General features: G+C 40.9%; 13 protein-coding genes and 1 other RNA gene. 6 read left to right on the forward strand and 8 right to left on the reverse strand.

The genetic code is table 11. From position 1 onward, the window contains the following. Positions 1 to 52: 52 nt before the first annotated feature. The 4 genes from AWH61_RS06070 to AWH61_RS06085 are packed head-to-tail and all read right to left on the reverse strand — an operon-like array spanning position 53 to position 5,706. Positions 53 to 2,248: a TonB-dependent siderophore receptor gene (locus AWH61_RS06070; RefSeq protein WP_075176483.1), complete on the reverse strand. Its 2,196-nt coding sequence runs from the start codon at positions 2,246 to 2,248 to the stop codon at positions 53 to 55. Beyond that, on the reverse strand, positions 2,238 to 3,548 hold the full coding sequence (locus tag AWH61_RS06075) for a DUF3526 domain-containing protein (protein ID WP_075176484.1): 1,311 nt from the start codon (positions 3,546 to 3,548) through the stop codon (positions 2,238 to 2,240). Before AWH61_RS06075 ends, AWH61_RS06070 begins: the two co-directional genes overlap by 11 nt. Beyond that, entirely contained in the window at positions 3,545 to 4,987 is a 1,443-nt protein-coding gene (locus AWH61_RS06080) for an ABC transporter permease (RefSeq protein ID WP_075176485.1), read from the reverse strand. The genes AWH61_RS06075 and AWH61_RS06080 overlap by 4 nt, the downstream gene beginning before the upstream one ends. Beyond that, positions 4,984 to 5,706 (reverse strand): ABC transporter ATP-binding protein, encoded by a 723-nt coding sequence (locus AWH61_RS06085; protein ID WP_075176486.1) that lies wholly within the window; start codon positions 5,704 to 5,706, stop codon positions 4,984 to 4,986. Before AWH61_RS06085 ends, AWH61_RS06080 begins: the two co-directional genes overlap by 4 nt. Positions 5,707 to 6,021: 315 nt before the next feature. On the opposite strand from AWH61_RS06085, the gene AWH61_RS06090 reads away from it, so the two are divergent. Continuing rightward, a complete protein-coding gene (locus tag AWH61_RS06090) occupies positions 6,022 to 6,624 on the forward strand; it encodes a thiamine biosynthesis protein ThiC (protein ID WP_075176487.1) in 603 nt (200 codons plus the stop codon). Between the two features lie 135 nt (positions 6,625 to 6,759). Here the strand turns inward: AWH61_RS06090 and AWH61_RS06095 are convergent, their stop codons facing one another. Continuing rightward, the gene (locus tag AWH61_RS06095; protein ID WP_075176488.1) at positions 6,760 to 7,518 is read right to left on the reverse strand and encodes a DUF2034 domain-containing protein; all 759 of its coding nucleotides are present in this window, start codon (positions 7,516 to 7,518) and stop codon (positions 6,760 to 6,762) included. 483 nt (positions 7,519 to 8,001) lie between these two features. Beyond that, positions 8,002 to 9,432 carry a hypothetical protein gene (locus tag AWH61_RS06100; protein WP_075176489.1) on the reverse strand — a complete coding sequence of 477 codons (1,431 nt, stop codon included), beginning with the start codon at positions 9,430 to 9,432 and terminating at the stop codon, positions 8,002 to 8,004. 1,012 nt (positions 9,433 to 10,444) lie between these two features. On the opposite strand from AWH61_RS06100, the gene AWH61_RS06105 reads away from it, so the two are divergent. The 4 genes from AWH61_RS06105 to AWH61_RS06120 are packed head-to-tail and all read left to right on the forward strand — an operon-like array spanning position 10,445 to position 18,370. Then, complete coding sequence (locus AWH61_RS06105; RefSeq protein WP_075176490.1) at positions 10,445 to 12,079, forward strand: type I restriction-modification system subunit M; 1,635 nt, start codon at positions 10,445 to 10,447, stop codon at positions 12,077 to 12,079. Continuing rightward, positions 12,079 to 13,359, forward strand: coding sequence for a restriction endonuclease subunit S (locus tag AWH61_RS06110; protein WP_075176491.1), 1,281 nt, complete (start codon positions 12,079 to 12,081; stop codon positions 13,357 to 13,359). The genes AWH61_RS06105 and AWH61_RS06110 overlap by 1 nt, the downstream gene beginning before the upstream one ends. Continuing rightward, positions 13,352 to 15,169 carry a P-loop NTPase fold protein gene (locus AWH61_RS06115; RefSeq protein WP_075176492.1) on the forward strand — a complete coding sequence of 606 codons (1,818 nt, stop codon included), beginning with the start codon at positions 13,352 to 13,354 and terminating at the stop codon, positions 15,167 to 15,169. The genes AWH61_RS06110 and AWH61_RS06115 overlap by 8 nt, the downstream gene beginning before the upstream one ends. A gap of 15 nt (positions 15,170 to 15,184) precedes the next feature. After that, complete coding sequence (locus AWH61_RS06120; RefSeq protein ID WP_075176493.1) at positions 15,185 to 18,370, forward strand: type I restriction endonuclease subunit R; 3,186 nt, start codon at positions 15,185 to 15,187, stop codon at positions 18,368 to 18,370. A 375-nt stretch (positions 18,371 to 18,745) separates the two neighbouring features. Here the strand turns inward: AWH61_RS06120 and ssrA are convergent. After that, positions 18,746 to 19,104, reverse strand: a transfer-messenger RNA (tmRNA) gene (ssrA, locus tag AWH61_RS06125). 394 nt (positions 19,105 to 19,498) lie between these two features. On the opposite strand from ssrA, the gene AWH61_RS06130 reads away from it, so the two are divergent. Beyond that, positions 19,499 to 20,722 (forward strand): NADH:flavin oxidoreductase/NADH oxidase family protein, encoded by a 1,224-nt coding sequence (locus AWH61_RS06130; RefSeq protein ID WP_075176494.1) that lies wholly within the window; start codon positions 19,499 to 19,501, stop codon positions 20,720 to 20,722. 97 nt (positions 20,723 to 20,819) lie between these two features. Here the strand turns inward: AWH61_RS06130 and smpB are convergent, their stop codons facing one another. Beyond that, entirely contained in the window at positions 20,820 to 21,299 is a 480-nt protein-coding gene (gene smpB / locus AWH61_RS06135; RefSeq protein WP_014949307.1) for an SsrA-binding protein SmpB, read from the reverse strand. Between the last annotated feature and the right edge of the window lie 41 nt (positions 21,300 to 21,340).

Here is a 21,340-nt window from a genome sequence, read left to right on the forward strand (position 1 = left end):
ACAACACCTGAACATCATAAACGGAGAGGCTTTAAAAGCCTCTCCTTAAACCTTAAAAGCGATAGGCGGCGGTAAGCCTAAAGCGCTGAGGCGCGCCAGGTTCAACCCACACATCTGCGAAAGAGTTAGTATAAAACTCTTCATCAAACAGGTTATCTACTGCAACTTTAACTGACAAGTTTTCTATAGGCTCTATTTCAGCAAACGCACGAACCGTGGTGTAGCTTGGTAAGTAGAAGTCGGTAGCGGTTTGACCTAAGCGCTCATCAACATACAACAGCCCTGAACCGATACGTACTGGCATATCAGCAAATGTAAGTCCCTTGCTCAACTGAATGCTCAATTGGTTTTCTGGAACGTTAATTAAAGGATCGCCAGATTCAATGGCTGCAACAAAGTTAGCATCCGCCGCATCGTTTGTACTTTCAGCATCTACGAAGGTGTACGACACCCAAAGCGAAATATCATTTTCAAATTCAGCGTTAATGTCTAACTCAACACCACGGCTACGGGCTTCGCCAGCAGGGGTTAAGAAGAAGCCGTCAGACGCCTCAGGGCTATCATCATAAACAAGGATGTTACTTTGCTCGATATTAAACACGGCGAAGGTGATATCACCCCGTATATTATTAAACATTGATGTGAGGTCGGCTTTAACACCAATTTCCGCAGATTTCGATTCGTTAGGTTCAAACGGGTTTCCGGCGAAATCCGACCCCGTCAGCTGACGGAAGCCTTCACCGTAAGTTGCGTACACACTTGTGGTGTCATCAAACAGATAAACAGCACCCACTTGTGGAGAAAAGCGTGTGTCGTCTTGTGAAGTGGTACTTACAGGTGACGCCAGGCGATTATCAATTTCCTGCTCGAACTTATCGAAGCGACCACCCAGCCTAACTTGGAAATTATCAGTGATGTTGATTTGGTCTTGGAAATAGATACCCCACGCTTCCTGAACTTCAAAACGGTCCAAGTTATCAGACAATTCCACATCTGGAAGTGGTGAGTAATCCGGATTAAAAATATCGACCACTAAGTACTGTTCTAAGTCCAAGTCGTTAATGTCAGTATCGCTTGAAAAGAATGGCGGGCGATAGCGCAGAATAATCTGGTCATTTTCAAACTTATCGTAGTCAGCACCAATAATCACGCGATGTGATAGCGACCCAGTATCGAATTGTCCCGCTATTTCGCCGCGTAAAACGAAGTAATCGGTTTGGAAATTACGGTAGCGCTTAAAACGAGACAACAAGGCTTGATTAGGATCGATAAATAACGTTTGGCGACCACCAAAGTTGTTTTCTAATGCATTACCCTCGAAAGTAGTATCGCGTAAGCCAGCACCCAAAAGCAGGTTCCATTCGTCAGCAAGTTTATGAGAAATCTCAATTTGATGACCAACCACTTCCGTATCGATGGTGTCGCCATTAGGATCGCCAGTAAAGGTTTCAATTGGCTGATGGCCCAACTTACCATCGATGGCCACTACGCCACGGTCGAAAGGAATTTTTTGCTCGGTGTATTCGAGTTCGTACGTAACCGTGGTGTCTGCTGATGCTTCCCACGTAACCGATGGATAAAAGCCAAAACGCTCAGTTTCTACTGTATCGCGGAAACTTTCAGCATCTTCATAAAAGCCTACTAAGCGTACACCTACATTTTCAGTACTGCCTGCAACCGATTGTACATCAGCCTCAATGCGCTTCTGCGACCAGCTTCCGTAAGTTGCTTTAATTTCACCACCTTGACGAAACTGGGGGCGCTTTGTAACAAGGTTTACCGCTCCACCTGGTTCACCGCGACCAAACAGCGCAGCTTTAGGGCCTTTTAATACTTCAACATGATCAATGCCAGAGAGATCACGAGGTCCGCCAAATCCGCGTCCTGCATTAAAACCGTTTACCAGAAACCCGCTAGGTAAGTTTTCGTCACCTGAAAAACCACGAATAGCAAAGCTGTTCCAAAGGCCACCAAAGTTATTTTGCCTTGCTACCGAAGCGGACAAGTCTAAAGCGTCGTTAAGGTTTATAGCGCCTGCATCATTGATGAGACCAAGGTCGATATCCTGCGCTGCTGCCGGCACTTCTTTATATTCAAATGCCCCTTGATACGCACGGTGCATACCATGCACCGTAATTTTCTCTACATCCGCTTCCGATTGAATATCAGTATTTTGCGCATTTGCAGGCGCATTCAAAAGCGTTGCGATAGAAAGGGCGAGGGTAGATTTTACCCAACTAGTCTTCATTAGTGTTTTCCTGTGTCTTTCTTATTTTTGGTGAAAATTGAGGTAGCTGTTTAAAACTGGCCGATGAAAACTCCGGGGCTTCAAACAAGTGATGATAGTAGAATTTGCGCAACGACGCATGAAACTCGCGAACATTATTTTCGTAGTTAACCATGGCTTTAACATCGGTATCAGCAGCACTCGTTAATAAGCGTTGCGTTAACAAAGACGGGGATAGCAGAGCAACATAGCTTGCAATTTTATCTTTGCGTAAGGTGGCGGCTTGATAAGCCTCTGAAAGTTCCTTTGCCGTTTGGTCGCCAACTTGTTGAAATGCGTAATACCACTTCCAATTAAATGAACTGTCTCGTTGTGGATCAAAGTCGGTTTTATCCGCCCACTGTGGGTGAGTTTCAATAAACGCTTCCCATGTTTGTTCAACAGGTTTGTCCCATGCACTATTAACGGCTTCTCGCTGCGTGAGCACAATGTCGCCGCCCTCAGGTGTATCGACCGACGCATTAATTATGGTGTGCCCGGTAACTGGCACAATAACCGTTGTGACAAGCCATACGCCTAACATGATTGAAGCTAGGTGCGTGGCGCTGAAATTGGCAAAACGCTTAGCAGCACCTATAGCAAGCACAATAGCGCTCCAAACAATTATGCTGCCAATGACGATGGTACAAACCGTTACTGTTTGAAACACAGACGCGCCATTCACTACACTAAAGGCAATAAACGGAATAAGTGTAACTAGTGCCAAGGGCACCAGGGTTACCAATACGCGTGATGACCAAATAGCATGCGAATTGCGTGCGGTTACATTAAGTAAGTCAAAACGGCGGGCTTCGCGTTCCTTCGCTTTTAAGTCGTAAAGGAGCAAAATGATAAACAGAGGCAACAGCACACTGGTAACGAAAGCAAAGTCAAAACGCCCTAGGAAAGCAAGCTCCGGATTGTCTGTATCGCTTTCATAAATCTGACCTTCTAGCGCTAGCATTCTAATACGGTGCTTCCACGGAAACACATCGCGCTCTCCTACGGCAGCAAACGCCAACGGCGAGGGCGGGGCATAGGTTAAATGAAAGGCGTAATAAGCTACCATGCCATAATTAGATTGGTGAGTAAGGACAGCGTTGCGCTCTGTTTCATCTTTATCTAACAAGCGCTCTATAGTGGCTTGCTGCTCTTGCATTTCCGAATAGCCAGACCACAACGACACCGAGCTTAAAAGAAACACGACCAAAAGCGTTAGTTTTATCTGACGATGACCAAATACGAAACCCGCTTCTCGTTTAATATCATTAAAACGGATCATGGATTTAATCTCCTAACTGCAGCTTGAAAAAGTAGTGCGGTAAGTCCCATCCAAAGCAACAGCTGAGTAAAATAAATCAATGCGTTACTAATGCGTGTGCTTCCTGCTTCTGGTTTAAAATCAAACTCTGCTAAGATCGCCCAGTTATCTGCGCCAACCACAGCTTTGTCTGCTGCTTCTTCACTGGCGTTGCGGTTCATATCTAACTTGTAATCGAGTTTTTCAGCGTGAACCTTGTTCAAAGCCTGAACAAACTCAAGTCTTAGCGTTTCCGCTTCCCTTAAAAAGCGGTGGTGTGTCTCAAGGCTAGTTCCCGCAAGGATCGTAGAAATAGATCGCACCGCAACCGTAGGCGAAAGCCAGCCAAACTGCCGTGCTATTTGGGCTTGTTCCAACTCTTCGGTCATGCGGGTTTCAGCAAACTCATTAAGCACTTTGGCTTGTCGACCTTCGGAGTACTGGGCAACAATGCCCCTGAAGTTAACGGGTAAGTCGTCAACTGAATCTACATTGTATTTAGCTAGTAAATCTTCTTTTAGCTTTTTGAATGCAGGATCGTTGACGTCATGACCGTCACCTAAACTTCTAAGTTTTTCTTCCACTTTGAAATCGGCTTCAAGTTTTCCCATTGAAGGGGCAATGTTTGTGGCAACGCTGCTCCCTAAACGAGGAAGCAACACACAAGCGCTCATCCAAATGACAACAAGTACGGTGAAGCTAACGCTGCTTTTCTCAAATATGGCCGAGCACGCAGTGACTACCGTGGCCCACAGTAAAAAGTAAACCACATAACTAAAGCAAAAGAGTATTACAACAAGTGCACTTTCGTTTGAAAACGCGACATAAAGACAGGCAAGCAGTAGCGGGAGTAAAAATAGGCTGCTAGCGGTTATAAGCGCCAGAAGCTTCCCTAAGAGCAATTGCCAACGGGTGGTGCCTTGAGAAAGCAGTAAGGTTAGCGTGCCGGCTTCGCGTTCACGTGACACGCTGCCGTAGCCAATTAGAATAATAAATAAAGGTGCAAGAACCAAAGCTAAAAAGCTGGGTGTTAAACTACTAAAGCGTGTAAGTCCTGCGGATTGGCGCTGCTCGGCGAACATCGCACTATTTTGGCGGTGCCCTTCTAAAAATATAGCGTTCCCCGTGTAGGTATCGACACCCGGTTCAATTACGCTCAGTGGAGTGGGGGCACGAAATACATAATGACCATAATGCACCATGCGATGAGGGTGCTTATCAGGCTGTGCCTCAAAGCGTTGTTCAGCTTCTGTTTGAAGGTGGTCTCTGGTGTGGGCAGCCTCATCGACGTGAAAGGCGTTAACTACCAGTGCAGCTATGGTAAGCATAGCGCCTAGCAATAAAACGGTCGCTGCTACTTTTGTTCGCATCCAATAGCGCCACTGTTCTGCACAAATGATCTTAGCAACATTCAGTATCATACATTACGCCCTGAAAATGCTGCGTGAACGGCTTCAGTATCTATTGGCGTATCGCCAGCGCGCTCGAAAGAACCGGTTAATTTGCCATTACTTAAAAGCACAATTCGATGGGCAACTTGGCAGGCACCGTACACGTCGTGGGTAACCATAAAAATAGTAGCGCCACCCGCTGCCAGCTCTGACACTAGCGCATTAAATTCGTCGATGGCTGCTGGATCTAGCCCAGATGTAGGTTCGTCTAAAAACAGTACAGGCGCATTGCGCAGTAGCGCCAAGGCAATTGCGGTCTTCTGACGCATGCCTTTTGAATAATTAGTTAGCGCCTTATTCCACGAATCTTCTTGAAGTGCGACCTTGCGAAGTGCGGCGAACATATCGTCGTCAGACTTATCGACTCCAGCCACTGACAAGAAATAACGAATGTTTTCTACGCCAGAAAGATGGCCATATAAGGTGACAGATTCGGGTAAGTAGGCAACAGACTTTTGAACTTGGTTTGGCTGGGTAGAGGCATTATGCCCTAATACAGTAGCGCTACCGCTACTTGCCTTCATAAGCCCTAAAAAGGTTTTAAGGGTGGTAGATTTACCTGCGCCATTTCCACCTAAAAGTGCAAATACTTCGCCTTTTCCTACATTAAAATTGAGATTGTCTAGAAGCGTGCGATCGTCAACACACACGGTAAGCGCATCCGCGCATATCACTGAATTTGTTTGCATTGTATAACGTGCCGTAACAGAAAATTTTGAGCAATGTTATATTATAACTAAATGGTTGGGAATACGTTTTACTTTAAAGTGAGAGTGGAATGACCAATCAAGGGACAAAAGCAGGGCGTAACAGAAAAGTGTCAAAGTTATGAACGAAAAGAGCATACCAATGAGTATATGGCCATCTCATTGAATTTGAGCTTTCTATTTTTATTAAAGAATTTTCTACTTTTACCGAATTGTGTGAAATTATTAGTTTGCTTTACCTGTCTTTTAGCAACACCAATAAATGCTATTTACCTATAAAATTAAAAGAGAGCCATTATGGAATTTACACATAAGCGCACCATTCAAATTACAGCGTCGTTATTATTACTACTAGCATTAACACAGGCTGTTTTTACAGCGCTTTACAGCAGCGGAATTAGCTTTTCAAGACAGTATGCCTGGGGATTTGAAGCAACAATTTTTACCGTGCTAGTTGCTTTTGCGAGTACCGCAATGGTGCAAGCTAAAGAGGCGCAACTAGGTTGGTCGGCTATTGCTTTTAGCGCAGTGCTTAATATAGTGCAGGTGAGTATCGGCCTAACGTTATTTTCAACCTTCGGCCAAGTTGCTGGCGCTGTAGAAGGGGCTAAGCCTTTAATCGGCGGCGTGGTGTCTTTATCTTTCATGATTTACTATACGGCAAAACTATTGTTAGGCTTAGCAGCCGTTGTTTTCGGCCTATCATTTCTAGCAAAAGGCGGTAAAGCAATTGGCGGCCTTACAGCTATAGCCGGTACAGTAGCTATGCTTGCCAATACCATATTGATTATATTTGGTCGTGATGGATTTTTACCATCAGGTGTAGCTGGCGCTTCAGGTATGATTGCAACGTTACTGTTGGCTATCTGCTTAATAAAGCTAAACCGCAAATCAGACTAGGGCTTAATAACTTTCAAATAATGTACTTTATTAAGTAAAACATTGGAGCTTGTATGGAAGCGGCGGGGGCGTAAGCAGTGACATACTGTTTATTGTATCTAAACTGCCGCTAACGCTTCGGCGTGTATAAATACATTATTCGGTGTAACGACATTTGGGAAAGCTTGAGCAACCTAAAAAGCTGTTGCCTGCGTTAGCTCCGCGTTTTGCTTGACGCTCTACAAGCCCGCTTCCGCATCTTGGGCAGATTGCTGGTTTAGCAGTCTCTAACGTAGTTTGAGATTGCACATTTTGAATGAGGGAAAGTAGCTCATCTGCGCCCAATAGGGTAATAGGCTTGCTTAACGCGAAATCGATTGCTTGTTGTGTGAATTTACCGGAACAAATAATGAAAACACGGCTAGCATTGCTTGCAGTGAGCACACCAAACATCTCACGTACAACACTCACACCAACTTTTTGTGCTTTCCATTGTTTGCATTGAACAAGTACTATCTCTTCACCTTTTCTTAATACCAAATCAATGCCACCATCTGCACCGTAACCTCCCTCCGTAACTCTGTATCCTTGGCGACTATAGGCTTCAGCCACAAGCTCTTCAAAGTTACGCCAATGGAGATCGCGAATAGTATCTAGACTACGTTGCGTATCTAATTGTTTAGCTTTGCGGCGTGAATTGAAGTATGCAAACGGCGCAACTAGTAAGATTATTGAGGCAATGAACGGGGCGGGGATTGCAAACGCGTTAAACACCATGGCTATCATAGGGTTATCGGTTTGCACATTTGGTAATCCATACGCCATGATTACGTAAGCACTTGCTGAAAGTATTACTGATACCCACCAAGGTAATTCAACAAGTAAATCGATAAAGTTAGTTTTGGTTCTTGGCATATATTACTTCCTTGTTCTACGACACTCATCATACTCGGCCAATTCAAAACCTTCGGTATTATTGTCTAACGATAAGTATGAAAGAGAGGTAGGCAAATTTGCGTATTCAGCTTAGAAATCAGAGAAGCTAAAGGAAGCTATTGAACGTTATTATACGCTAAGTTATTGATTTTACGTTGTTGTGGACATAAAAAAAGACGTCATAGGACGTCATAATTTATGGAATTGGTGGAGCTGGCGGGATTTGAACCCGCGTCTATGCATTGAATTTAGTGGGATGTATTTAATTTAGTGCAAAATTTGTGTTATTGAGAGCCGCAAGAACATCTTCAATGTTTAACAATTAGAAGCCTAAAAAAACAATATGCAGATTTGAATTCGTTAAGTTGCCGTATGTTTACCGTTTTATTAAAAATTTTATGTGCAAAAGAAGACATAGTCGAAATTTGACCATAAGTTTCTTCTTATTTGCTTATCAATAAGTCATGTGTTTTTACATTTTTGATCATCAATAATACTAGATATCCCAGAACTCATAAGCCATAAAGTATTTAACGTGAACCATAAAGTAAACGCAGAAAGGATAGTACAAAAGGTAAGTGAAATGTAATCGACTTCGTTATTTCTTGGCGCTAGATATAGTGATATAGCTGTAGGTAAAAATGGGACTAATATGGTTGTGAAATAGGTGATTATTCTTGCGACAATAGAATCGTAGAACCCAATCCAAGGTAACGTAACCTTTCTAGAGTAGATGCCTCTCATATCATCTAATTGACGAATATGAACACATAGATACAGCAAAAATATATTGATCAATAAAGAACCCCAGGGTGATATGAACCTATGAGGTACAGGGACACCAAATAATACAAAGTCTTTAACTTCTGCCCTCTGCAACTTCTTAGCAATGTCTTTAAAGTTTTGTGTTTCAGTGTCCACTAAGTCAAGGTTGCTATTTTCGTCCAAAAACTTCCTTAGTTCAGGAAAGTCATCGGCAACGATTTGCAATGAATTTATGTCGTCCTCAGAAATAACACTCGAAATCCAATAATCATTTAAATTTATTTCTATCTCGTCGGTATTTAAAGAGAGATAGTATAAAAATCTTTCTTCTCCTTGCCCTGAGCGTAACCGCAACTCAGAAGTCGTGTCACTCATCTCTGTTTCTAATAACGGAAGTGTCTTAACCACTCTCAATGAGAGGTTGTCAACGATGCCGCTTTCTACAAAGTCACAGTGCCCTTCAATTGCAGGCTCCAAACTTAAGTAAACATTAAAATCTGTAGTGAGAAGAAACTCTTCCCAACCATAAGTGTCTTTTTGATCAGATATAAAAGTTTTTGCTGTGTACTTGGGAGATACGCAACGGTTATTAATCGACTGTCTCTCAAACTCAGTAACTTCGAAATATTCATCATTAATTGACGTCACAAGCATAAAAACTTCAAGACTTTTGAAATAGTCCCAAACATTTAAAAACTGATAGGGGGTTGACACCCACTCATTAAAGCCAGTTTCAGGATCATCTTCAAAGACTTCCCAGAAAATGAGTGTTTCTTTAAACTTGCCATAGTAAGTCCCCCAGACATCTCTATGAATGGAATCTTGGTATCTCGAAAGTTGTTCATGTAAAGGGGAGTTTTCAAACCTTTGAAATAGGGACAAGGACTTAGCATGTGACACATCATGCTTGCTTTTAACTTCCTCACTCAGTGTGTCGTTGATGAAATCAAAAGGCTCAATCGCAACATCAGTAAACTGGTCAATAACATCAAGTTCATTAAATAAAAGAGAATTAGAGTTAAAATCACTTATAAGTGTTATTAGCGTGACAATAGAAGTAAATAATAGGCCCAAATGTACGGCTCGAATTCGTTCGACATATTTTAGTTTGAAATCAAGTGTATCCATGTGATTCCCTTTCTTAAAAGAAGCCTGTGGTCACCGTAACTAGCCTTGTAATAAAGTATCAGATAGACGAGTTTTAGTCTCGTGAACTCTTGCATAGAAAATGTAGCTCATTTCTCAGGTCCGCTAGAACTTATTGAACGGTACTTCAATCTCATTAATCTAAACCGAAAGATCAATCGATTGTGAATTAATCGCGGCGGGCCAAAATGTATAAATACAAGTTTCAATCTGACCGCACTACGAATATCTGATGTCAATCAAAACAGATTCTATCTGAAGACTGAGAATTGAATACCTCCATTTCCCACCAAGTCTCCGAACTCAAATGTCATTAGCTCTTCGTTGTTTGCCCCATGTCTGGACTTCGGTTTTCTGAGTTTGATCACTGACTTTGAATCAATGCTCTGTTTTTTTATCCTTAACAGCAATTAACACGTTATCTATTGCACGTGCGATTATTCACATTAAGTTACTGACAAATTGTGTTAAAAATGTTAGGTTTTAAAAGCACTTTCGTTGTCGTTAGACGCCTACAAGTGCTTGATTTGGTGGTGAAAAATAGAGTTTAGGTTGGTGATATAGGGAAGTAGATAAACCATTTGACCGAATTCACCGCTTTGAAATGGCGTATTAGCCTTTTTTCCCTCACAGCCAGCCAATCTTTACATAATCTCCTTTTGAATTGGGAGTGACATCGTGTGACTAGAAAGGCGGGTAGGGCTTGTGAGATCATTCAGTAGCCATAGGCTTTGCAGTTTTGATTGGCAGCGTAATTTAGGAGGCTGAGTTCTAGGTGTTAAAAAATGATAACAAACATCTCTGAAACCACAGCTTTTTTCTGTGAAGGCATAGATCTTTTCTATTGTGACTTCAAACAATCAAAATACGGATGTGTTATTCCTCTGTTTACTCCGTCAAGCCGTTGTCGTCAGTGAAATTTAAAAGTCTTTAGATTAAGTTCTTTACTAATCCAGACGAGTTTTACTAGTAGTTAAAAATTAAAGAGTTAGAAATGGCAGATTTCAAAAAAATAGAAGAATTAGAAAAACGATTGTGGTCAGCAGCTGACTCACTTCGCGCTAATACTGGTTTAACCGCGCAAGAATATTCACGTCCAATTCTCGGATTGATATTTCTTAAATATGCTGAATACCGTTTTATGCAGGCAAAAAGTAAGATTGAAGATCAAGCTAGCTCACGTCGACGTGGAAATGACATCAAGTCAAAGATACAAGCGGAAGGCGCTATGTATGTTCCCAGTGAGGCACTCTACTCAAACTTAATAGCACTTCCAGAAGGTTCAAATATTGGCGTTAATGTAAATAATGCTATGAAGGCGCTGGAAGCGGAAAACGAAGCTATTAAAGATGCCCTGCCTAAAACCTATACTCGCTTTGAAAACGATATTTTAAAAAGCTTACTGAAAAACTTTAACGACATCGATTTTAGTCTTGGTTCAGACATTTTTGGTCGTATTTACGAATACTTCCTTAACGAGTTTGCCAAAACAGAAGGTCAAGGTGGTGGCGAGTTCTTCACGCCTTCTGCATTAGTTAGGCTAATCACAGAAATCATTGAACCATACCACGGCAAGGTGTTTGATCCTGCTTGCGGGAGTGGTGGCATGTTTGTCAGCTCTGCGGACTTTGTTGCCAATCACAACAAGAGCGCATCGGATGAACTTTCTGTATTCGGGCAAGAAAAAACTGGAGATACAGTTCGATTATCAAAAATGAACCTTGCCGTTCACGGTTTGCAAGGTGATATACGCGAAAGTAATTCTTACTATGAAGATCCATTTGAGTTAGCCAAAGGCGGTACTGTTGATGGTAAGCAACACGGCCAGTTTGACTATGTGATGGCTAACCCTCCGTTTAACGTTAATGAAATTCAAAAAGATCGCTTAGAAGGTGATAAACATCGCTTCCCTTATGGTATGCCGCGCAATGACAATGGCAATTACCTTTGGATTCAGATGTTCTATTCAGCACTCAACCAAACAGGTCGTGCAGGTTTTGTTATGGCAAACTCAGCCAGTGATGCTCGTGGTTCAGAACAAGAGATCCGTAAAAAGCTTATTGAAGATGATGCTGTCGATGTCATGGTAGCTGTATCGAGCAACTTCTTTTACACCGTTACTTTGCCATGTGCGCTTTGGTTTTTAGATAAAAACAAACCTACACATAACAAAGACAAAGTATTGTTTATTGATGCACGCCATATTTTCCGACAAGTCACCCGTGCAGTTCGTGATTATACGAGTGAGCAACTTAACTTTATCGCCAATATTGTGCGCTTATACCGTGGGCAAGATATTGATAATACTTACCTAGAAACACACCCAGATGCAGGTAACGATGGTAAGTTTAAACTCGAAGACTTGTTTACCAACGACACCGGAGAACTAGCATACCAAGATATCGCTGGCTTATGTAAGGTAGCAACTAAAGCCGAAATTATTGAACAAGGATACAGCCTAAACCCTGGTCGTTATGTCGGTGTTGCCGCAGGCGAAGAAGAACACGATGAAGACTTTGCCGCTAAATTGGAAGCACTTCAAGAAGAGTTAGAAATATTGAATGCTGAAGCGCATGAATTGGAGGGTTCTATAGCCGTTAATGTGACTAAAGTATTGGGTGTTTTGTAATGGCTTGGGAATTTACAGAGTTTAATTTAGATGAGCTAGGCTTTTTAGGTCGCGGTAAGTCGAAACATAGACCAAGAAACGATCCTTCACTATACGGAGGGGATTATCCGTTTGTGCAGACTGGAGATGTCAAAGCTGCAAACCTTTACGTTAACAACTTTGAACAATCGTATTCAAAGAAAGGTTTAGCTCAGAGCAAGTTGTGGGAAAAAGAAACGCTGGTTATTACCATTGCTGCAAACATTGCAGAAACTGCTGTGTTAGGTTTGGATGCTTGTTTCCCCGATAGCGTTGTAGGCTTTATCCCGAATGAAGAGTTAGTCGATGTTTATTTCATAAAATACTATATCGATTTTATAAAACGAGAAATGCAAAGTATCTCCCAAGGAACGACTCAGGATAATTTAAGTCTCGATAAATTAAGAACATTTAAATTCAAAATCCCAAAAGATAGAGCAAAAGTATCAAAAATTTCTGAAACATTATTAAATTACGATAACCTAATTGAAAACAACAATCGCCGTATCACCATCTTAGAAGACATGGCGCAATCACTTTATCGTGAATGGTTTGTTAACTTTCGTTACCCAAGCCACAAAGACAACCTTGATGCTGACGGCAACCCAAAACTCGTCGACTCGCCACTAGGCCAAATTCCTGAGGGCTGGGAAGTAGGTGAATTGAAATCATTTTGTAGCAAAATTGGGAGCGGAGCTACGCCCAGGGGTGGAAAAGGAGCATATAAAAAAGAAGGTATTCCACTAATTCGAAGTATGAACATTTATGATTCTACATTAATAACAAAAGACTTAGCGTTTATTGATGATGAGCAAGCTGCTCGTTTAAAAAACGTTATTGTGGAGCCTGATGATGTTCTGTTGAATATAACGGGTGCTTCTGTGGCACGTTGTTCAATAGTACCTAGTGCATACACGCCTGCAAGAGTTAATCAGCATGTAGCTATTATACGACTCAATAGTGAGAGATTGAGTCCAGAGTATGTGATGTACACATTGATTTCAAAAAATGGAAAAGCAAGATTGTTGTCGACTGCTCAAGGGGGGGCAACTCGCGAAGCACTCACTAAAACGGATATTGAGAAGTTCCAAGTTGTTTTACCACCGAGTGAAGTTGTTGATAAATTTAACTCATTTGTGAAAGATGCCGTAAAACAAAAAGAAGTGTTGTTTTTAAAAAATGAAAACCTTAAAAATCAACGCGATATGTTGTTACCAAAGCTTATCTCAGGACAAATTGAGTTGGAGTGTCATTATGTCTGAAAAAAATAAGCATATTTACAAAGCGCTGGAAGACTACTGTAATTTAGCTGTTGAGCCAGAGTACGCTGTGTTATTAAAAGGCAGTTGGGGTTGCGGTAAATCACATTTTGTTGAGGAGTTTATAAATCAAAATAATCAGCTTAAATTTCTAACCGTTAGTTTGTATGGTGTTAATTCTGTTGATGCGATTGAAGATAAATTCTTTCAACAGTTGAATCCTGTACTATCTAATAAAAAAATGGTGTTGGCTGGCAAAATTGGTAAAGGGTTGTTGAAAGGTACGCTTAAGATCGATCTTGATGATGACGGTAAAGCTGAGGGTTCAGCGAAAGTTGGCGTTCCAGATATTAAACTAACAGATTACTTAACCAATACTTCAGACTGCATCTTAGTTTTTGATGACCTTGAACGTTGCTCAATGGAACTAAATGATATCCTTGGCTACATCAATTATTTCGTAGAGAAAGATGGTTATAAAGTCATTGTGATTGCCGATGAAGATAAACTTATTGGTAATGAAACAGAAGATAATCAAGCGTATTCCAACATTAAAGAGAAACTGTTCGGCAAAACTCTATGTTTAGAGCCAGATTTTGAACATGTTTACACTAAATTTATCAATCAAATTATAGATGAAGATGCTCTCCGTAATCTCTTAATAAGTAACCTTGGAATAGTTTCTGCTATTTTTATCGAGTCAGGTTATTCCAATTACCGCTCTTTAAGAAAAGCAATTATCGAGTTTCAATATTTTTACAGTCATATAGATAGCGCTTTAACAATAGATTCAGAGCTGGCGTCAAATCTTTTACAGTTTTTTGTAGCGCTCTCAATAGAGATTTATGCTGGAACTATTGAAGTTGATGAATTAAAAAGATGTTTAGAATATTCATTTGGTCAGGATAATGATAAGACGAAAAAAAGATTTTCAAAGATCGAAGCTAAATACACTTTCAATTTAAGTAATACGTTGGTATCACCGTCGATATGGCAAACTTGGTTTTCTTTTGGAGTTCTAGACCCCTCTCAGTTAAATGAGGAGCTGAACCAATATCTATCAATTAAAATGGAAACTAAACAAGACGATGACATCAGAAAAATCTTTAATTTTGTCAAATTGGAAAGCTCTGAATTTGAACATATAAAACAATATGTTTGGGAATACTTTGTCAAAGAAAAGATCAGAGAGGTTCACGAAATTTTCAATATTGTCAAGTTGTATTTGTTCCTTTCTGAATTCAAGCAAGTCAAATATTCAATTTGTGATGTAATTGAAAAAGCTAAAGTTGTTGTATCCAATCTAGCAAAGGAAAACAGGCTAGATTTATCTTGTTTAGGTCGGCTTAATAAACCTGGTGCAGAGTTGGGCGATTGGAATATTAAAGAAGTAGACGAGTTTAATATATTTTTAAATGAAGAGGTTCAAAAACAACTAGTCAACTCAAAACAAGATGAAATAGCTTTAGTTATCGATGCTATAAAAAATAATTTAGATTACTTTTCAGAGCTTATGACTGATGCAGATTCTAGAGAGTCGTATGTAGAAAAACCAATTCTTCATGGTATTAGAAAAGAACAGTTTTTAGAAATTCTTGGTCAGAAGACTAGCTCTGAAAAAAGCGATGTATTCAAAATATTACAACAACGTTATTTATATCAAAATGTGGAACATTTAGAAGATGAGATAAAGTGGTTTCATGATGTAGTTAAGGAGATTAGCAAACGTTTCAGGCGCAAAAGCACTTTTGACAATTTTGTTTTGTACTGTAATTGCAAGAAATTTGAAATTGCCAGTTGGTACTCTAAATAATTGAAAGGTTTTTTAATGACATACACGGAAGACGCATTAGTAGAACAACCTGCCATTAAATTTTTTTCTGAATTGGGATGGTTTACAGCAACTTGCTGGCGTGAAGTTTTTGGTTCATTGGATGATCACTCTCTTGCTGATGATCCGTTGTTCTTCGGTAGAGAAACTCGTAATGACGTGGTTTTGTTTGCAAGATTAAAATCAGCACTTTTCAAGCTTAATCCAGGTATTAGCTCATTAATTGTTCAAGAGGCGATAGACGAGATTGCGCGTGATAGAAGTGCAATGACACCTATATCAGCTAATGAAGAAGTCTATGAGCTGCTAACCAATGGCTACGTGTATACAACAAATGCTGAAGATGAAGAAGACTGCGTTGTTCAATACGTAGATTGGTCAAATGTCAGCAATAATGACTTCTTAATTTGTAGTCAAATGAGCATAACGGGTGAAATTGAAACTCGTCGCCCTGACGTAATAGGATTTGTGAACGGCTTACCTTTGGTTTTTGTTGAGTTAAAAGCAAGCCATAAAAACCTTTTAACGGCCTATAAAAATAATCTATCTGACTATAAAAATAGCATTCCTCAGTTATTTACTTACAACCAGATCATCATTCTTTCTAACGGTGTGCAATCGAAGGTCGGATCTATTTCAAGCCAATGGGAGCACTTCGCTGAGTGGAAGAAGATTGAAAGTGAAAATGAACAACGTCGCGTTAGTTTAGAAGTTGTTATTCGTGGTGTATGTGAGCATAAGCGCTTATTAGATGTTATTGAAAACTACATTTTCTTTGTAAAAACAAAACAGACTGTAAAAATTATTGCCAAATATCACCAATATCTAGGTGTTAATCAGGCTTTAATTGGTCTTAATAATGTCGAAGAAAGAGTTGGGCAGTTAGGCGTTTTTTGGCACACCCAAGGCAGCGGTAAAAGCTTTTCAATGGCATTCTTCTGTAAGAAAGCGTTTCGTAAGTATACAGGGAACTGGACGTTTGTACTGATTACCGACAGAACAGATTTAGACGACCAGATTTATAAGACTTTTAACTCTACGGGCATCGTCACCGAAAACTGCCAAGCAGAATCTGGTTCCCAGTTGAAGGCATTACTTAGTGAAGATCACCGCTTTGTTTTCACTTTAATCCAAAAGTTTAAGGGAGATGAAAAGGGAAACTTCCCCGTGTTATCTGAACGCAATGACATCATTGTGATTACAGACGAAGCGCACCGTAGCCAATATGATTCACTTGCAATGAATATGCGCAATGCAATGCCCAACGCATCATTTATGGCGTTTACAGGTACGCCGTTATTGGCTGGTGAAGCAAAAACACAAGAAGTATTTGGTGATTACATCAGTGTATATAACTTTGCTGACGCTGTAGATGATGGCGCGACACTCCCATTATATTACGAAAATCGCGTTCCAGAGGTATCAATATCCAGTGATACCATCGGCGAAGATATAGCTGAAATACTAGATAATGCAGATCTTACAGAAGAACAAGGGACTCGATTGGAGACTGAATTTTCTAAGACCTATCACATCATCACAAGGGATGACCGATTAGAAACAGTTGCCAGCGATTTGGTTGAACACTATATAAACCGAGAGCCATTTGCTGACGGTATGTTGGGAAAAGCAATGGTGGTGTCTATCGATAAGGCAACCAGCATTAAGATGTATGAAAAGGTCCAGGCAGCATGGAAATTGAAGCTCAAGAGTTTAAAGTCTCAAATCAAATATGCTTCTGGAAGTCGCTTAAATAAACTTAAGTTTCAAGTCACACATATGGAAGCGATAGACATGGCCGTTGTTGTCTCTGTGGGACAGAACGATGATGAAAGGCTTGCCAAAAAAGGGCTTGATTACAAGATCCATAGAGAGAGGTTTTTCAGAGAAAAAATTGATGAGAAGTTCAAAGATCCTGAAGATAATTTAAGAATAGTTTTCGTTTGTGCCATGTGGCTAACAGGCTTTGATGCTCCATCAGTTTCTACACTTTATTTGGATAAACCAATGAGGGGGCATACCCTCATGCAAACTATTGCACGCGCTAACCGTGTGTATGAGGGTAAATCTGCGGGCCAAATAGTCGATTACATAAATATTTTTAGTGCGTTGCAGCAAGCGCTTGGTCTTTATGGTGGTGGCATTGCTGAGGATGCTGCAACTTATAAAGTGGATAGCCCAGCGAGAGATAAATCAGAATTAGTAGAGGCTCTGGGCGTTGCAATTAACGAGCTACTAACTTTCCTAAGCACAATCAAAATTGATTTGGATGAGATTGTTTCAGCACCAACTATAGGTTTTGCAAAGCTCACCTTATTAGATAACGCCAGTGAAATGCTACTTGAGCCAAAGAATAAAGATGAGTTTACGTCTTGTGTAAGACAGATAAACCGTATATTCAAGGCCATCATGCCTGATGACAGTGCGAATCAATATGTACCATATCGTATAGCCATTAATATCATTTATTCACAAATGCGGCTTAAGTCTGGCTTATCAATCGATGATGAAGATGTACTAGATGTGGTGCGTAATCAAGTAAACGAATTACTCGACGAATCAATATCAACTATCAAAATTCAAAGTAATTTACCCGACCTTGTAAACATTGCTGAAATAGACTTCGATGCTCTAGCGACGATGGTTGCTACTGTTAAAAAGCCAAAACAATCGGATGCAGAAAAACTTAAAAACCTGATTGAGCGTAAGTTGCAGCCAATGGTGCTTAAGAATAAATCACGACAAGATTTACAGCAGAAGTTTCAGGATTTGATCGAAAAATACAACTTAGGCGCGTACACGGCTGAAGAGTTTTTCAATCGTTTAAAAAAGTTCATCAATAAATTGGAACACGAAGAAAAACGCACTGTACGGGAAGGGTTAACGGAAGAAGAGTTAGCCGTATACGATTTGTTGATTCAAGGCGCACCACTAACAGAAAAAGAACAAAACCAAGCCAAGCAAATAGCCAAAGAGCTTACAGAAAAAATGCAAGAGTTGTTGGTCATTGATTGGCGAAAGAAACAGCGAACCAAAGCCAGAGTTAAGAATATGATTGAGGAAGTATTGGATCGCTTACCCGAATCATATGATGACGATTTATGGCCGAAAACGTGTAGCGAAGTTTATATGCACATTTTTGAAAAGTACCCAGGCCAGGGAAAAAGCGTTTACGTTAAATAGCCCTAGAGCAATTTAACCTTATCTACTTCACAAAAAGCTGTATGTACAAAGTTATGCTCACTTTACTTTAAATGGAGCACCCTGCGAGCGAGTTTCCTGACGTTACGAACAACATAAAACTGCAAATTCACACAAAAAGTGCACTACACACCAAAAGTAAGATGATTTACCCGCCTGTTGTTTGACCGACTTTCCGTGTGATGTATGTGTGTTTCGTTCTCAAAAATTAACTAACCAAAAAAATCCGTGTTGCCTCGTAAGCCTTTAAAAATAAGCTGTGTAGAAGAGGTGTGGTTTGTTGTTGATTACAAGTGGTATGATAGTGGGGAATTCCACTACAACCCTTGTTATAGTTGGGCTGTAGTGGATTTGTAGTGGTGGAGCTGGCGGGATTTGAACCCGCGTCCAGAAAATGTCTACCTTTGGTACTACATGCTTAGTTTGTCATTTATTTAACTGCTTGGAACTCCGACAAACAGGATTTCCTTGCAGCTGGCCTAATACTGTTTCGCGGTTCACCCTTAGACAAGGTTCCCTCGCTATCCTACTTGGATGACCTTCCGAATCCCCGCTAGCAGGAAAAGACTAGGGTGGAAGGGCCTATGCCGGTTATTAAGCGGCTAGTGCGTATGTTTCGTCGTTTGCGACTATTTAAATGCGGCTTTTTAAGAGGCAAACCGCTCCTCTGCATGCACCTCCGGCTTCCTAGATCCTGTCGAATCCTAATCAGCCCCGAGTGTGATTTTCAATAATAGCACAATTGTTACGTGGTTAAATACATTCTTTTGAAAATTACTTTAAATTTTAAGGGTTTGGCTATAAATCGACCAAAAATAACATCTAATTTTTCAAAAGCTTACCAGTGTGAACTACAGTTGAAGCTGCGCTTACACCGTAACGCACAAACACTGAGTATTACCGAACTTATTTAGATATGGGGTATGCATGCCTAAAATTCAAGGCCGAGCGCCCAAAGGCCATGCAAAACAACGTAATTATTAAATTGCGATAGCGCTTTTTATCTGATTATTTTAGCGAATATTTAAGGAAATAGTGGTGATGTAATGATGCAATTAGCACCAAGAACCATTAAAGTACGTCAGCATAATTAAAAGGCTTGTAGTGTAAATGTCTTCAGATTCCATATTGTATTCTCCTTATACCTTGCCGTGTGGCATAACGGCGCGAAACCGTCTTGTTAAAGCTGCAATGGAAGAGAACATGTCGAGTTTGGGAAATATTCCCGGTGAGTCTTTGTACTCACTCTATCGATATTGGGCCCATGGTAATTTGGGCATGGTGATAACGGGTAATGTGATGGTTGATAAAAGTGCCATGACAGGGCCTGGTGGCGTTGCACTAGAAAAAGACACCGACATTGCGCCGTTTCAAAAGTGGGCAAAAATCATTAAGTCTAATGGCGCTTTAGCCATAATGCAGATTAACCACCCCGGTCGACAGGTGTTTAAAGCGATGAAAGGCAAAGCTATTGCGCCTTCTGCTGTACCGCTTGATATGGGCAAGCACTCTAAGTTGTTTGCTCAACCACGTGAAATGACCTGCCAAGACATTCACGATGTGTGCAAACGGTTTGTTCAAACTGCTAAGCAAGCTGAAAAAGCTGGGTTTGATGGCGTTGAAATTCACGCTGCCCACGGCTATTTGCTTACGCAGTTTTTATCACCGCTTACTAATCAGCGCCAAGACGAGTGGGGCGGTTCTATTATTAATCGCGCTCGCTTGCTAATAAATATAGTCAGTCAGGTTAGAGCAGTTTGCGCCAAAGACTTCATTGTTATGGTTAAGCTTAACTCTGCAGATTTTCAGAAAAATGGCTTTTCTTTCGATGATGCCTGTGAGGTGGTTAATCGCTTGGAAGCCTTGGGTGTTGATGTTGTCGAGTTGTCTGGCGGTAGTTATGAAGCGCCCGCGATGCAAGGGCAAACTCGCGATAATACCACCCTTGCTAGAGAGGCCTACTTTTTAGAGTTCGCACAGGCCTTGGTAAGTAAAACTGAGATTCCACTTATGACTACAGGTGGTATCAAAAGAGCCGAAGTAGCAGAAGAAGTGATTGAACAAGGCTGCGCTCTGGTGGGATTAGCCAGTGCCCTTGCTATTACGCCCGACTTAGCGAAAAAGTGGCAGCGAGAGTGGACTTACTCGGGCATTATCCCCCATTGTGCTTGGAAAGATAAATCGTTGGCTAGTCTTGCAAATATGGCGATGGTACGAAGACAACTGAGACGCCTTGGAAACAACCTAACCACACTACGAGATCCCTCTCCGCTATGGAGCCTTGTTCTTGATATGCTGCATCGCAAGAAAATGACGAAACGGGATGTGGGTTAACGCAAACAGAAGAATAGAACGGCTTGCCGTGTAATTTTCTTGTTTAAAGCCAGTCTATATCGCCTTTCATTTAACACAGTACATAAAAAACACAGCGTTAAACGCTGTGTTTCATCATTCTTTCTTTTTGGCGCTGCCAATCTTTGTCTTTTATGGTGTCACGCTTGTCATGGGCGTGCTTACCTTTTGCTAAGTGAATTTCTAGTTTCACCCAACACTTTTTCCAATACATAGATGTGGCTACGATTGAATAACCTTGGCGGTCTCGAGCACCCATTAGACGATCTATTTCACGTTTATTGAGCAACAATTTACGCGCGCGCTCAGGGGCTGCGATAACGTGGGTAGAGGCTTGATTCAGCGGACTAATTCTACACCCTACCAAATACGCTTCGGCATTTTGGATAATAATGTACGCATCGGTAATGTTCACTTTACCGGCACGAATACTTTTAATTTCCCACCCTTGAAGCTCAAGCCCGGCTTCGAACTTGTCTTCTAGGAAATAGTCGTGACGCGCCTTTTTATTCTGCGCGATATTTCCTGTTGTGTTTTTGTTGGCTTTATTCTTTTTCATGCTGGCTATTATACTGATTGTTCAACGAAATGTCTTTAGTT

The sequence above is a fragment of the Alteromonas sp. W12 genome, assembly GCF_001924945.1.
Taxonomy (GTDB): domain Bacteria; phylum Pseudomonadota; class Gammaproteobacteria; order Enterobacterales; family Alteromonadaceae; genus Alteromonas; species Alteromonas macleodii.